The following is a 14,190-nucleotide window of genomic DNA, read 5'->3' as shown; positions in this document are numbered from 1 at the left end:
ATTTTTAAATATTGAAATAAAAAAATATAACAGGTATGATATTCATGAAGATAAGTCATGATAATTTTTAATAGTAAGGAGAATTACAATGAGCGAAGCAGAATATCGTATTGAAAGTGACACAATTGGACCAGTTAAAATTCCTCAAGATGCTTTATGGGGGCCACAAACTGAAAGAAGCCGCCACAACTTTCCAAGTGGGGAATTAATGCCCTTAGCGATTATCCGTGCTTTTTTAAATTTGAAAAAAGCCGCTGTAGAGTCAAATGTTGAAGTTGGTGATGAGCCAAAAGAAAAAGGTGAAGCAATAGAAGAAGCAATCAATCAATTGCTTGCCTTGAATGACACTGATTTACGTAAAGATTTTCCATTGCACGTTTTGCAAACTGGGTCAGGCACTCAGAGTAATATGAATGTAAATGAGGTTGTAGCTAATTTAGCTAATAAATTACATCCTGGTTTAAATATTCTACCCAACGATGACGTAAATCGAGGCCAGTCATCAAATGATACTTTCCCAACAGCTATGAATATTGTAGCAGTTGAGGCCCTTGATAAGTTGGAGCCGGCTGTGCAACATTTAATTGCTGAATTAAAAATTAAGCAAGACAAATACTGGCAGACAGTTAAAGTAGGACGTACCCACTTGCAAGATGCAACTCCAATTACTTTTGGTCAAGAAGTATCGGGTTACATTTCTGCATTAAAGCATGATCTAACTTATATTCAGAAATTGAAGCCAACACTTTACGAATTAGCAATCGGTGGTACTGCTGTAGGCACTGGCTTGAATGCAGCAGCAGGCATGACTGAAAAAATTGCTACTAAGTTATCTAAAATTTATGGGCATGAATTCAAAGTTGAAACAAATAAGTTTTGGGGGTTGGCACATCATTCTGGTATTGCAGTGGTTCACGGGGCCCTTAAGACTTTGGCCGACGACATGTTTAAAATTGCACAAGATATTCGTTTCTTGGCATCAGGTCCGCGCGCTGGATATCATGAACTAAATATTCCAGCTAATGAACCTGGTTCATCAATCATGCCGGGTAAGGTTAATCCTACTCAAGCAGAAGCAGTTACGATGGCGGCTGCTAAAGTTTTTGGTAATGATACTACGATTACCTTCACTGCCGCACAAGGTAATTTTGAGATGAACGTTTACAAAACAGTGATGATTGCTGCTTTTCTGGATAGTTGTGATATTTTGACAGGAACAATTACTGGTTTTGCTGATAAGATGATTGCTGGCTTGACTGTAAATTCGGAAAAGATGGATAAATTACTGGAAAATTCATTAATGACCGTTACAGCTTTATCCCCCCACATTGGTTATCATGCTGCCGCTAAAATTGCACAGGCAGCTGATCAAGAGGGTATTACTCTAAAAGAAGCTACCCTTAAGAGTGGTAAAGTTTCAGAAAAGCAGTATGATGAATGGATGGATTACATGCAAATGACTAACATTGATCGTACTAAACCAGAAGACTAGTGAAATACAAGAGGAGAATAATTTAAATGGCAAAATTTGTCTTTACCCCTAATCAAAGTACTGAAATCGCTAATTATTACGACGCAGTTATTGTCGGTACTGGTGGTGCCGGGTTAACTGCAGCCATTCAAGCCCATGAATTAGGCTTGCAAGTTGCAGTTTTTGAGAAAAATACTGCTTTAGGTGGTAATACAATGCGCGCTTCTTCAGGCATGAATGCATCTGAGAGCTTAGTTCAACTAGCTGAAGGAATTATTGACGATAAAGAAGATTTCTATCAAGAAACGCTTAAAGGCGGCGGCCTTATGAATGATCAAGAATTATTGCGTTATTTTGTCGATCATTCAGCAGCAGCTATTGACTGGCTTTTAAACCATGGAATTGAGCTAACTAACTTAACTATTACTGGTGGAATGAGTAAAAAAAGAGCTCATCGCCCGGCATCAATGGCACCAGTTGGTAATTATTTAATTACTAATGCCTTAAAACAAGTTCAACAAGCAAAAATTCCAGTGTTCAATAATGCTGAAGTAATAAAATTATTACAAGATAAAAATAAAAATGTGGATAGCGTTGAAATTAAAACTGCAGATGGGGTTAAGACTGTTAAAACTAAGGCAGTTTTACTTGCTTCTGGTGGTTTTGGTTCTTCAAAGGAATTAATTAAAAAATACCGCCCAGATTTAGTTGATTACAAGACAACAAACCAACCAGGCGCAACTGGAGATGGACTAAAACTAGCTAATCAGGTTGATGCCCAATTGGAACAGATGGATCTTATTCAGGTTCATCCTACAGCTCAAACTGACACTGATCACGTGTATTTAATTGGTGAAGGCCTACGTGGTGAGGGTGCAATTTTAGTCAATAAATCGGGTAAGCGATTTGTTAATGAAATGGATACGCGAAAAATTGTTTCTAATGCTATTACAGCTTTGAATGAAAATGGTGCTTACCTGATTTTTGATCAAAGTATTCGCAATAATTTTACCGCGGTAGAGTTTTATGATCATATTGGCTTAGTTGAACACGGTACAAGTTTAACTGATCTTGCTCAAGCAATTGGTGTTGCTAGTTCTAATTTAGAAGCAACTGTTAAAACTTGGAATACAGCTGTAGATAGCAAAGTCGACAAAGAATATAGTAGAACAACTGGCATGGAGCGCGCGATTAATCAGGGCCCATTTTTTGCCATTCATATTAATCCAGCTATTCACTATACAATGGGTGGAATCCATATTAATTCTAAGACTGAAGTTTTGGATACTAATGGAAATGTGATTAATGGTTTATATGCTGCTGGTGAAGTTTCTGGTGGCCTTCATGGCAATAACCGAATTGGGGGAAACTCTGTCGCAGAAACAGTCGTATTTGGACGTCAAGCAGGAATGCAGATGACTAAATTTGTTCGCAATAAAAAATAAAGAATAAAAGTTAATTGCTGGGTTTAAGTAAACTAAGTAATTAACTTTTTTATTTATCTAAGTTTTAAAAATATTTTTAAATTTTAAAAAATTTAAATTTAAATAATTTATTTTGAATATTGCAAATAGAATAATTCAATTCTATAATTAAATATGTAAAGGATTACATTTTTTCATAAATTGAAAGGAAACAACTATGAATAGAAAAGTGTTACTCGTTGGTGATGGGGCAGTTGGGTCAACTTTTGCCAATGACTTACTACAACAGACACATGTTAATGAATTAATTATTGCCGATGTTGTTAAAGAACGTCCAGTTGGCGATTCTATGGATCTTGAAGATATCACCCCCTTTATTGGTGACTGTAATATTCATCCTGGAGAATATTCTGATGCAAAAGATGCAGATGTCGTTGTAATTACTGCAGGAATTCCCCGCAAACTTGGCGAGACTAGATTAGATCTTGTTAATAAGAATGCTGCTATTTTAAAGAGCATCATTGAACCGGTTGTAGCTTCTGGCTTTAATGGGATTTTTGTTGTGTCGGCTAACCCGGTAGACATTTTGACCACCTTAACCCAAAAATTATCTGGTTTTCCGAAAAATAAAGTTATTGGAACGGGAACTTCACTTGACTCAGCTCGTTTACAAGTAGAGTTGGCCCAAAAATTAAGTGTTCCCATCGCTAGTGTTAATTCAATGGTGCTTGGTGAACACGGAGACACATCATTTGAAAACTTTGATGAATCAACGGTAGCGGACAAGTCTTTACGCCAGTACAGTGCAATAAATGATCAAGTTTTAAGCGAAATTGAAACTGATATCCGACAAAAGGGTGGCAAAATCATTGAAAATAAGGGTGCTACTTTCTATGGAATTGCCATGATGTTGGCTCAAATTGTTAGTGCAATTTTAGATAACCATGCGATTGTTTTACCATTGTCAGCACCAATTAACGGTGAATATGGCATCCAGCATGAATTATATTTAGGAACGCCAACTGCAATTGACGGTTCAGGAATTAGTCACGTAATTGAAGCAAATTTGTCAGATCGCGAAATTAAGAAAATGATTAATTCGGCTGATAAAATGCATGAAATTTTGGTCAATATTAAGGTAGATTAAGCATAAAGAAGGCATAAGTATGCAAGTTGGAAAAAGAATATTTTTGAAAAGAGAGCTACCAGACAAAAATCTCATTGAAAAATATAAAAAATTACCATCATCTAATGTAGCAGATTGTATGAATCGAAGAGGAGCAATGGCTCCGCGAATCAAATTAATGTCTAAGCCTAAAGCGGAAATGTGTGGGCCAGCTTTTACAGTTCATAATCGTCCTGGAGATAATTTGACAATTTATGCTGCTTTAAAATATTGTCATGAAGGTGACATTATTGTGATTGATAATGAAGGCGATAATACTCGAGCTGTTATTGGTGAAGTAATGATGACTTGGTTACGTGACCAAAGACATGTAGCAGGGGTTGTTGTCGACGGACCAATACGTGATATTGATAGTTTGCGCAATTGGGACTTGCCTATTTATGCCGTTAGTACAACACCAAATGGACCATATAAAGAGGGCCCAGGCGAAATAAATGTTCCAATTTCTTGTGGAAATATTAGTGTTAATCCGGGTGACTTAATGCTAGGGGATGCAGATGGTGTTGTTAAGATTGCTCGCGAAAAAGCAGCAGAACTTTTACCTATAGTAGAAAAATTTCGTCAAGAAGATGAGGCCAAGGCTGCTAGCTTTCATAATGGCACCGGAAATATAGATTGGCTTGATGAAAAATTAAAGAATAAAGATTATAAAATTATTGACGATATTTATCGCCCGTAACTAAAAGGGAATAATGATGAAGACGTTAGAAAAAGTAAATTATAAAGGTTTTATTTTGCCATTAATAATTGGTATTGCTCTGTGGTGCTACACGCCACTAAGACCAGCTGGATTGTCTGTTCAAGCTTGGGAAATGTTTGCCGTTTTTGTGGCGACAATTATAGGTTGTATTACTAAGCCCTTACCAATTGGGGGGACAACATTATTGGGCTTAATTGTAACTGTTTTGGCTGGTTTAGCCCCAATTAAAGATGAAGTAAATCCTAAAACAGGAGTGGTTACTTCCGGAATACTGAGTGCATTTAGTAATTCAGCTTCTTGGCTGATTGCGATGGCTTTTATTATGGCATATGGTATTAGTAAGACGGGGTTAGGGAATCGGATTGCTTATTGGATGATTCGACGCTTTGGTAAGCGCTCAATCGGTATCGGATATGCAATAACTGTTTTAGAATTAATTCTTGGGGCATTAATCCCGTCCAATAGTGCACGAACTGGTGGAGTAGTCTGGCCAGTTACCGAATCAATCTCTAAAGATTATGATTCTCTACCTAATGATTTGTCTCGTAAGAAAATCGGAGCTTATTTAAGTTTTACCGCTTTTCATGCCAACATCTTATCAACTGCGTTGTTCATTACCGGTGCGGCGCCCAATATGGTGGCTTCACAGATGGCGTCGCAAAAAGGTTATACGATGACTTGGATTGGCTGGTTCACAGCAGCTATTGTTCCAGTATTAATTGCTACTGCTGTAATTCCGATAGTTATCTATAAAATTTTCCCACCAGAAGTTAAAGAAACGCCTAACGCCAAAAAGTGGGCTGACGATCGTTTGCAAAAAATGGGAGCGATTACTAAGCCTGAGAAAATTATGTCAATTGTTTTTTTACTAGCTATTATTTTATGGGTTTTATCTGGAATTTTTGATATTCCCCAATTAGATTCAACTTTCATTGCTTTTTTAGCAGTCGGATTACTGCTTTTAACCGGTGTTTTGACAATGAAAGATGCTTTAAATCAAACTGGAGCATGGAATATTTTAATTTGGCTTTCAATATTGGTTTTTATGGCTAGTAAGTTGATTTCATTTGGCTTTATTGACTGGTTCTCTAAAACTATTCAAAGTGGATTGCATGGCATTAGTTGGGGGATTGTCTTAGCCATTTTAATTGTATTAATGTTTTATACGCATTACTTCTTTGCTAGTGGTACTGCCCATATGACTGCTTTATATTTACCGTTTTTGTCAGTAGCTGTTGCAACTGGTACTCCGTTGGCCTTAGCTGCAATGTTACTAGCATTTACTGGTGCAATTAATGCGTCGACTACTCACTATGCCAACGGTCCCGCTTCGATTTTAGCTACTACTGGCTATATTAAGCAAGGTGAATGGTGGAAGTATAACTTTGTTCTAGGCATCATTTATTTGGTTATTTTTGGTGGAATTGGGACAATTTGGATGAAAATGATTGGAATGTGGTAGATGATTCATCAAGCAGATTTAATAACTAATGATGGTATAAGAATTCATTATTATGATACTCAATTAGATAAACAACCATTATTAGCTATTCCAGGTATCGGTGGATCTGCTTTGCTTTGGGAAAAAGCATTGGAACAGTTTCAGTCAAAATTTAGAATTATCATTATTGATCCACGTAATCAAGGTAAGTCTGCAAGAACTTTTCAAGGGCAACGAATTAGTCGGCATGCAGCAGATTTAGCTGAGTTAATTCAAAAGTTAGATTTATCCCATATTATTGGCATTGGCAATTCAATGGGAGCTGCCAATTTCTGGGCGTATATTTCTATCTATGGTTCTGATAGATTAAATGCACTAATTGATTTAGACCAGCCACCCAAGATGATTAACGATTCAACTTGGAAGTTTGGTTTTAAAGATTTAACATGGGCTAACTTTCCTGATTACTTAAAGCTTGATTTTGGTAGTGGTATTTATGCTCAAATAGACGATGCGATGTTTGAAAAAGCACATCAGTTTGCACAAAAATATCCTTATTTTCCAAAAAGTAATTATTTGTGTCGAATTAATCATGCGGAACAAGATTGGCGCGATGTGTTAGTTAATTTGAAAATTCCAATGCTAGTTTTAGCTGGAAAAAATTCCCCTTTCTTTAATTATCATTTTGCTTATAAAATGACTGAACTCAATTCTCAAATTAGCGCTAAAATTATTCCTGAATGTGGACACATTATTCAAGCTGAGCAACCCAATGTTATGTATGAAGAAGTACTTAATTTTTTGGTTGAAAAGGAAGTGACTTAATGGATAAAGTAGTGGATTTATATTTGAATAATCCAGCGACAAAGAAAAAATGGCAAAATTTTTTGTTAAAAATGGGTATAACTGATTTTGGCCTGCGTGAAATAGCGGCAATTGATCATACTTTAGCCCTAATTGATGAAAATGGTCAGCTGGTTGGCACGGGTAGCATTGCAAACAATGTTTTAAAGTATATTGCGGTGTGTAATCAAGACGCCGTCCCCGGTGCACGCTTTAATCAGATGGTAACTGCCTTGCAGCACTACTTATTTGATCAGAAAATATTTCATAGTTTTGTATTTACAAAAGCAAAATATGCTACTAGTTTTTCACATTTAGGTTTTTCAGAATTAGCACATACTGAACATGCTGCCTTTTTAGAAAGTGGGACTCCAGATATCAACGACTTTATAGCTGCAATACCTAAAATTGAAGATCAATTTAATAAACAAGTGGCAGCAATTGTCATGAATGCCAACCCGTTTACTTTGGGACATAGAAAGTTAGTTCAGCTGGCTAGTCAAGAAAATGACTTAGTTTATGTATTTGTTGTAGCGACTGATCTTTCCTTGTTTAAAACAAAAGAACGAATGCAGTTGGTCAAAAGCGGAACTAGCGATTTGAAAAATGTCTTAGTAGTAAGCGGTGGTGATTATATGGTTTCACAGTCAACTTTCCCCGCATACTTTTTAAAATCTTCGGCTGATTTAATTACAACCCAAACAGATATTGATGCTTTAGTTTTTAAAAATTTTATTGCACCTCAGTTAGCAATTAAGCGCCGTTACTTAGGGACGGAACCATTCTCAAGAACAACTAACTTTTATAACCAAAGCTTAACAAATAAGCTAAGTCCCTTAGTAGATGTTAGAATTGTTAATCGATTTCAGATTAACGGAAAAGTAATAACTGCAACCCGTGTGCGACAATTAATTAAGGAAGACAATTTGACAGCCATTTCAAACTTTGTACCACCACAAACAATGCAATTTATTTATCGTCAAAAAGAAGTCCTACAAGCTAGAATTAAGGAAGGAATAAATATTAATGGAAATTAAGACAATTGGTGTAGCAGGCACCTTGGAATCATCAGATATTCAAATCATGATTTCTAAGGGTACCAATGGAATTCAAATTGATTTGGATTCAGAAGTTATTAAAGCCTATGGTGATCAAATTAAAGAAGTAATTATTACTACCCTAAAAAAATATGGTGTTCAAAATGCTAAGGTTAAAGCTACTGATAAAGGAGCACTTGATTGTGTAATTGCTGCTCGAACTTTGACGGCAGTCCAACGTGCTACAGAAACTTCAGATCAACCTAAATTGGAGGTATTGTAATCAATGACTTATGTAAAAAATCGTCTACGTCGAACAATGATGTTTGTTCCAGGTAACAACCCTTCTATGATTAAGGATGCTGGTATCTATGGTGCAGATTCCATCATGCTCGATCTGGAAGATGCGGTTTCTTTGACAGAAAAAGATGCAGCACGAATGCTAGTTTATAATGCTATTAAAACTGTAGACTTTGGTGGAGCCGAGATTGTAGTTCGGATTAATGGTCAAGATACACCATTTTATGATGAAGATGTTAAAGCAATGGTTCGCGCTGGTGTTGATGTGATTCGTTTGCCTAAGACTGAATCAGCTGCAATGATTCAAAAACTTGTAAAAGATATGGAAGTAGCTGAAGAAGAATATGGTGTTGAAAAAGGCTCAATTGGTGTTATGGCCGCAATTGAAAGTGCGAAGGGAGTATTAAATGCGCCTGAAATTGCTACAGCAACTCCACTGATGATGGGACTTGCCGTATCGGGTGAAGATTATACAGCTGACATGCATACGCGTCGTTATCCTGATGGACGTGAGTTAGAATTTGCCCGTAATATGGTTTTACAAGCTGCTCGAGCAGCGGATGTTTATGCCTTTGACACAGTTTTTTCAAATATGAACGATCCTGAAGGGTTTTATCGTGAAACCAATTATATTTATGAATTAGGTTATGATGGAAAATCATTAGTTAATCCGCGGCAAATAGAGATGGTCAATAAAGTTTTCAATCCCACAAAAGATGAAATTGAAAATGCGATAGCGGTTCAGAGTGCAATTCGTGAAGCTAAGGCTAAAGGTTCCGGCGTCATTTCAATGAACGGTAAAATGGTCGATAAGCCAGTTGTTGAAAAAGCTAATCGGGTAATTGAGACAGCTAAGGCATCAAGTTTGATTGACGAAGAGGGTAATTATATTGGAAAATAAAGTAAAGCGTAATTTACCAGATAATCTAATGTCAGAAATGGGTTTAAAGCCTTTTGAAACAGTAGATATTGGCAATCCCGAAGTAAACAGGGTAGCACCTAAAGTTCGAGTTACGACTGGTGCAGATAAAGTCGTTAATTCGCTTGAAGAAGTAATTAAAAGAACCGTGCAAGATGGAATGACTATTTCATTTCATCATCATTTTAGAAACGGTGATTTTGCTTTTAATAAGGTAATGGATTTAATTATTAAATTGGGGTACAAAAACTTAACCTTAGCCCCATCCTCTTTGACCGGAATTATGAACGATAAGGTTATTGAAGCCATTAAAAAAGGAGTGATTACGGATATCACTTCTTCAGGAATGCGTGGCAGTTTAGGCGATTTCATTTCTCATGGTGGGTTGAAAAAACCAGTTATTTTTCGTTCACACGGTAACCGAGCTCGATCCATTGAAGAAGGAGAAATTAAGATTGATGTTGCCTTTTTAGGAGTGCCAAATGCGGATCCAGCTGGTAATGCCAATGGTCAAGAGGGAGACGCTATTTTTGGTTCACTTGGTTATGCTTTAATTGATGCCCAATATGCTAATAAAGTAGTATTGTTAACTGACAATATTGTTGATTATCCCAATACACCAGCTTCAATTAAACAAACTCAAGTCGATTATGTTGTCAAGGTTGATCAAATTGGTGATGCTGATAAAATTGGTTCCGGTGCAACTCGTTTTACTAAAGATCCTAAAGAATTAAAAATTGCTCAAATGGTTAATCAAGTAATTGTTAATTCGCCATACTACAAAGAAGGCTTTTCTTTCCAGACTGGATCAGGTGGCGCAGCATTAGCTGTTACTCGCTATTTGCGGCAATCAATGATTAATGATGGTATTACAGCATCTTTTGCCTTAGGTGGTATTACTAAACCAACTACCGATTTGCTTGATGAGGGTTTAGTTAAGAAAGTTATGGATGTGCAGGACTTTGACAAGGGTGCTGCTGCATCAATGGCTAAGAATAAAGATCAACAAGAAATTGATGCGTCTTGGTATGCTGATCCACATAATAAAGGTGCGGTAGTCAATAATTTAGACATTGCAATTTTATCTGCTTTGCAAATTGATACCGACTTTAACGTTAATGTAATGACAGGATCTGACGGAGTTATTCGTGGAGCAATCGGTGGACATCAAGATGCAGCTTCAGCGAAAATGACAATTATTACTGCGCCACTTGTTCGTGGTCGAAATGCTACTGTAGTTCCAGCTGTTGAAACAGTTGTAACTCCGGGAGATTCAATTGATGTTTTAGTAACGGAACGCGGAATTGCTATTAATCCAAAGCGGCCAGATTTACTTGCTGCTTTTAGTAAAGTAACAAATCTAAATATTATTGATATTAAAGAATTGCAAAAAATGGCTGAACAGCAAGTTGGTAGCCCAAAGGCACTGGAATATACTGACAATACAGTTGCTCTTATCCAATACCGCGATGGTTCAATCATTGATACTATTAAGCAAGTTAAAGAATAAAATTTGCCATAAAAATTTTAAAAAGCAGCTTTCGATTTTAGTTAAATTCAATTAACAAATTTAAGTATGTTTAAAAAATTCATTTGGCAACATCAATATAGCGAAAACCTAACAAAAATGTTAGGTTTTTTGTTTAGTAGCTAAAATAAAATAGTAATATTAAGTAAGCCGTTCTAATTTAATATGTTGATTTTTACTATGAATATATCTGAAAGGAAAGAAATGAATCAGTCAATTTTTATTGAAGGGGAAAAATTAAGTATTGATCAAGTTTTAAAAAATAAAGATCAACGAGCATACCTACAACAAGAAATATTTCAAAAATATCCGCATGATACTTTATTAGATATAAAATTAAATATTCCAGGTCCAATAAAAAATAACAGTTATTTAGAAAATATTTTTTATGCAGGAATTTCTGAGCTTGAACAGTCATTAACTAAAAATAAATTACCTTTTGTTTTATTGCAAAGTCATAATCAACCTGCAGGTTGTGAAAATTTTTATCTTTTAACTGCAGATAAAATTGAAGTTAAAAAAGTAGCGATTGAATTTGAAGATTCTGCGCCACTAAATCGTTTATTTGATGCTGATGTCTTAGTTAAAAATAAAAAACAGGCCTTATCAAGGTCTGAAATTGGCTATTCTGGAAGAAAATGTTTTTTATGTAAGCGACCAGCCAAAGATTGTGCTCGCTCTAGACGTCATTCTGTGCAAGAATTACAAAATTATATCAGCAATTTATATAAAAAAACATTTAGTTAATGTTTGCTTTTTGCAATACTCTTTGGGCAATGCCACTAGTTGTTACCAGATGTGTAATTATACCGCTTCTTAGAGCTCCTAATAGGGCATCATCTTTAAAACGATTTTTAACTACGATGAAACGAGTAGGAATTTGTAATATATTTTGCATGCTAATGCCGCAGATATGTGATTCAATCGGCTGATAAAAATTGCCATTTATGTCATAAGGTCTGCCAAAGATCACACCAGCAATTTGACTATAATCAAGATCTTTTAATAATTTATTAGAATAATAGTCCATAAAAAATTTCCCAGATTCAAGTGATTTAACAGTACCAATACTGGCAAAAATCAAATCTATTTTTTTGAAATATTGATCAATATATTCATAATATGGTTCCTTTTTAATTTCTTTTACTAATTTAGAATTTATTGTATAAAGTGGGGCAGGCATATTTAGACATTTGGCATTGAATTTTTCAGCTGCTTGCTGGGTTAATTGGTTTTTTCGCCTACTAGTATTGACTGCTAGACCAACTAATTGAACAAAGGTCAAATCTTCATGATTACTTTCAGTAAAATTGTCAATGATGTCTTTAATTAAGGTTCCCCAACTCAGACCAATTACATGAGCTGGTTTAATATAATTTTGAATTTGCTTAGCAGCATAATGAACAATCATTTCATTATCTTGATTTTTTGTTTCTAAGTCTTCTAATATATAAGCTTCTTTTAAATTGAATAATTTTTGAAATTCTTGCTCTAATTTATGTGCCCTTTTTGGCCGCTGATATATATTTATTTTAACAATTCCTTTGTCACGAGCTTCATTAATTGCTTTATCAATTAAGTAGCGCGAAAGGTCATATTTTTTAGAAATATCTGCAATATTTAAATTGCTCAAAAAATAATCGTGAGCAATATTTGCTAGCTGTTCATCACTTAATAATGTCATTTTATAATCCCTATCTTTTATTTTAGTTTACATTGTATTACAAAAGTACTGTTTATTTAAAGGTAAAATGCTAAAAAATTATTAAATTATAAATTTTAAAATACACATAAGATAGTTAATAGATACTTAATTTTTATTTTTTATTAAGTCGCAGAATGTTCCATTTGTAATTCTTTTTAAATCGCTGGGTTTGAGATACACGCTACGCCCGATTTTTCCACTCGAAACAGCAATTTTGTTTTCTTGCATCATGCTACTATCTAGATAGATGGGAAAATGATGGTTAAAATAAATGCCGATGGGAGTATTAGCCCCATGGACGTAACCTGTTGTTTTTTCTAAATCTTTTAGTGGCAAAAGTTCGCATTTCTTATTACCAGATACTTTAGCTAATTTTTTCATATCTAAATGTTCCGTTACCGAAATAACGCCAACTAAAACACCAGTCTTATTTCCTAAACAGACAAGTGTTTTATAGATTAAATGTTCATTCTCGTTTAGAATAGAAGTATCCATTTGTGCTATACCACTAGAATCTGAATGAGTAGGGAATTGGGCTTGCTGATATAAAATTTTATTTTGATCTAAAATTTTTTCAACCAATGTTTTTTCAATTTGTCGTTTCTTCTTTACCATAAAAATCACCTTCTTAATAATAGCATTGATAAAAGATAAATAAAAAGGGAGTTTAAGCATGAAAGTACTAGTTATTAAAATTGAAACCAGTCATGAAGTAGAAGATGCACTTAATGTTTTTAGTCAAGATATTCTTCATTGCTTGGGTACAGAAACACGTAAACGTTCTGATTTTGAAGATGCAAATACAAAACATGATTCTACTATTGTAGATTTAGATGAAATTGTTGATTTGCCACAAGATATGGAATTTGCTGCTTATTTTGCAGCAGATCAAAGTCAAGTTCATTTAATTAATGCTTATAAAAATAAATTAGTCGAATTGAAAGGATACGGTTTAAATATTGGTCTAAATAAAATTGATTATACCTATATTGAGGATAGCGACTGGAATCGTGTTTGGCAAAAATTTTACCATGTTGTGAATTTTTCACGCCACTTAGCCATTGTTCCTGAATGGGAAAACTATCAAGCTAAATTTAGTGATCAACATTTAATTAAACTCGATCCAGGTCTTGCTTTCGGTACCGGTAACCATAAAACTACTCGTTTAGCAATGATGGGACTTGAACAAGTGTTGGTTGAACCTAAGACTGTTATTGATGTCGGGACTGGTTCAGGAATTTTAGCTATTGCAGCTGCCTATTTAGGAGCAAACAGGGTAATGGCAACTGATATATCTGATCAGGCAATTACAGCTGCCCAAGAAAATGTTGCTTTGAATAAATTAACTAATATCGATATTAAAAAAACAAGTTTACTACAAGATGTTAATGAAAAGTTTGACGTTATTGTTGCTAATATTTTGGCTGAAATATTACTTGAACTAATTCCACAATTAGATCAACATTTAACTCAAGCAGGAAAAGTGATTTTTTCAGGGATAGATTATTTGCAATTGGATAAGATAGCCCATTTGCTTGATCAGAATGGTTTTAAAATTATCCTTACTTTAAAGCAAGATCGCTGGATTGGTTTAATAATTACGCGAAAAGATAATTGAAAAGAGTTATAATATAAA

14 protein-coding genes are annotated in these 14,190 nt (G+C 34.9%); 12 read left to right on the top strand and 2 right to left on the bottom strand.

Annotation, left to right across the window (positions count from 1 at the left end):
• The first annotated feature begins 88 nt into the window (after nt 1-88).
• The 11 genes from BM203_RS01015 to citX all read left to right on the top strand — a co-directional run bounded on the left by BM203_RS01015 (nt 89) and on the right by citX (nt 11,596).
• Nucleotides 89-1,492, top strand: coding sequence for a class II fumarate hydratase (locus BM203_RS01015; RefSeq protein ID WP_090092054.1), 1,404 nt, complete (start codon nt 89-91; stop codon nt 1,490-1,492).
• Nucleotides 1,493-1,518: 26 nt separating this feature from the next.
• The gene (locus tag BM203_RS01010) at nt 1,519-2,916 is read left to right on the top strand and encodes a flavocytochrome c (protein WP_090092052.1); all 1,398 of its coding nucleotides are present in this window, start codon (nt 1,519-1,521) and stop codon (nt 2,914-2,916) included.
• Between the two features lie 196 nt (nt 2,917-3,112).
• Nucleotides 3,113-4,042, top strand: coding sequence for an L-lactate dehydrogenase (locus BM203_RS01005; RefSeq protein WP_090092050.1), 930 nt, complete (start codon nt 3,113-3,115; stop codon nt 4,040-4,042).
• A 19-nt stretch (nt 4,043-4,061) separates the two neighbouring features.
• The gene (locus BM203_RS01000) at nt 4,062-4,760 is read left to right on the top strand and encodes an RraA family protein (protein ID WP_090092048.1); all 699 of its coding nucleotides are present in this window, start codon (nt 4,062-4,064) and stop codon (nt 4,758-4,760) included.
• 16 nt (nt 4,761-4,776) lie between these two features.
• Nucleotides 4,777-6,243, top strand: a complete 1,467-nt coding sequence (locus BM203_RS00995) for a DASS family sodium-coupled anion symporter (protein WP_090092047.1) — start codon at nt 4,777-4,779, stop codon at nt 6,241-6,243.
• Nucleotides 6,244-7,047 carry an alpha/beta fold hydrolase gene (locus tag BM203_RS00990; protein ID WP_090092046.1) on the top strand — a complete coding sequence of 268 codons (804 nt, stop codon included), beginning with the start codon at nt 6,244-6,246 and terminating at the stop codon, nt 7,045-7,047.
• Nucleotides 7,047-8,102 (top strand): [citrate (pro-3S)-lyase] ligase, encoded by a 1,056-nt coding sequence (citC, locus tag BM203_RS00985; RefSeq protein WP_090092044.1) that lies wholly within the window; start codon nt 7,047-7,049, stop codon nt 8,100-8,102. Before BM203_RS00990 ends, citC begins: the two co-directional genes overlap by 1 nt.
• On the top strand, nt 8,092-8,385 hold the full coding sequence (gene citD / locus BM203_RS00980) for a citrate lyase acyl carrier protein (RefSeq protein ID WP_090092042.1): 294 nt from the start codon (nt 8,092-8,094) through the stop codon (nt 8,383-8,385). The genes citC and citD overlap by 11 nt, the downstream gene beginning before the upstream one ends.
• 3 nt (nt 8,386-8,388) lie before the next feature.
• Nucleotides 8,389-9,303 (top strand): aldolase/citrate lyase family protein, encoded by a 915-nt coding sequence (locus BM203_RS00975; RefSeq protein WP_090092041.1) that lies wholly within the window; start codon nt 8,389-8,391, stop codon nt 9,301-9,303.
• The gene (citF, locus tag BM203_RS00970) at nt 9,293-10,831 is read left to right on the top strand and encodes a citrate lyase subunit alpha (RefSeq protein ID WP_090092039.1); all 1,539 of its coding nucleotides are present in this window, start codon (nt 9,293-9,295) and stop codon (nt 10,829-10,831) included. The genes BM203_RS00975 and citF overlap by 11 nt, the downstream gene beginning before the upstream one ends.
• A gap of 222 nt (nt 10,832-11,053) precedes the next feature.
• On the top strand, nt 11,054-11,596 hold the full coding sequence (gene citX / locus BM203_RS00965) for a citrate lyase holo-[acyl-carrier protein] synthase (RefSeq protein ID WP_090092038.1): 543 nt from the start codon (nt 11,054-11,056) through the stop codon (nt 11,594-11,596).
• Here citX and BM203_RS00960 read toward each other — a convergent pair.
• Nucleotides 11,589-12,533, bottom strand: coding sequence for a sugar-binding transcriptional regulator (locus BM203_RS00960; RefSeq protein ID WP_090092036.1), 945 nt, complete (start codon nt 12,531-12,533; stop codon nt 11,589-11,591). The two genes, citX and BM203_RS00960, sit on opposite strands and share 8 nt — an antisense overlap.
• Nucleotides 12,534-12,659: 126 nt before the next feature.
• Complete coding sequence (locus BM203_RS00955; RefSeq protein ID WP_090092035.1) at nt 12,660-13,169, bottom strand: aminoacyl-tRNA deacylase; 510 nt, start codon at nt 13,167-13,169, stop codon at nt 12,660-12,662.
• A gap of 58 nt (nt 13,170-13,227) precedes the next feature.
• On the opposite strand from BM203_RS00955, the gene prmA reads away from it, so the two are divergent.
• Nucleotides 13,228-14,172, top strand: a complete 945-nt coding sequence (prmA, locus tag BM203_RS00950; RefSeq protein ID WP_090092033.1) for a 50S ribosomal protein L11 methyltransferase — start codon at nt 13,228-13,230, stop codon at nt 14,170-14,172.
• The last annotated feature ends 18 nt before the right edge of the window (nt 14,173-14,190 follow it).

It is taken from the genome of Lactobacillus bombicola (assembly GCF_900112665.1).
GTDB lineage: Bacteria > Bacillota > Bacilli > Lactobacillales > Lactobacillaceae > Lactobacillus > Lactobacillus bombicola.
This window is presented reverse-complemented; position numbering and strand designations above follow the sequence as displayed.

Bases quoted from the DNA above. Each gene is read 5' to 3' on its own strand.
- BM203_RS01015 (WP_090092054.1), top strand. From the start codon at position 89: ATGAGCGAAGCAGAATATCGTATTGAAAGTGACACAATTGGACCAGTT.
- BM203_RS01010 (WP_090092052.1), top strand. From the start codon at position 1,519: ATGGCAAAATTTGTCTTTACCCCTAATCAAAGTACTGAAATCGCTAAT.
- BM203_RS01005 (WP_090092050.1), top strand. From the start codon at position 3,113: ATGAATAGAAAAGTGTTACTCGTTGGTGATGGGGCAGTTGGGTCAACT.
- BM203_RS01000 (WP_090092048.1), top strand. From the start codon at position 4,062: ATGCAAGTTGGAAAAAGAATATTTTTGAAAAGAGAGCTACCAGACAAA.
- BM203_RS00995 (WP_090092047.1), top strand. From the start codon at position 4,777: ATGAAGACGTTAGAAAAAGTAAATTATAAAGGTTTTATTTTGCCATTA.
- BM203_RS00990 (WP_090092046.1), top strand. From the start codon at position 6,244: ATGATTCATCAAGCAGATTTAATAACTAATGATGGTATAAGAATTCAT.
- citC (WP_090092044.1), top strand. From the start codon at position 7,047: ATGGATAAAGTAGTGGATTTATATTTGAATAATCCAGCGACAAAGAAA.
- citD (WP_090092042.1), top strand. From the start codon at position 8,092: ATGGAAATTAAGACAATTGGTGTAGCAGGCACCTTGGAATCATCAGAT.
- BM203_RS00975 (WP_090092041.1), top strand. From the start codon at position 8,389: ATGACTTATGTAAAAAATCGTCTACGTCGAACAATGATGTTTGTTCCA.
- citX (WP_090092038.1), top strand. From the start codon at position 11,054: ATGAATCAGTCAATTTTTATTGAAGGGGAAAAATTAAGTATTGATCAA.
- BM203_RS00960 (WP_090092036.1), bottom strand. From the start codon at position 12,533: ATGACATTATTAAGTGATGAACAGCTAGCAAATATTGCTCACGATTAT.
- BM203_RS00955 (WP_090092035.1), bottom strand. From the start codon at position 13,169: ATGGTAAAGAAGAAACGACAAATTGAAAAAACATTGGTTGAAAAAATT.
- prmA (WP_090092033.1), top strand. From the start codon at position 13,228: ATGAAAGTACTAGTTATTAAAATTGAAACCAGTCATGAAGTAGAAGAT.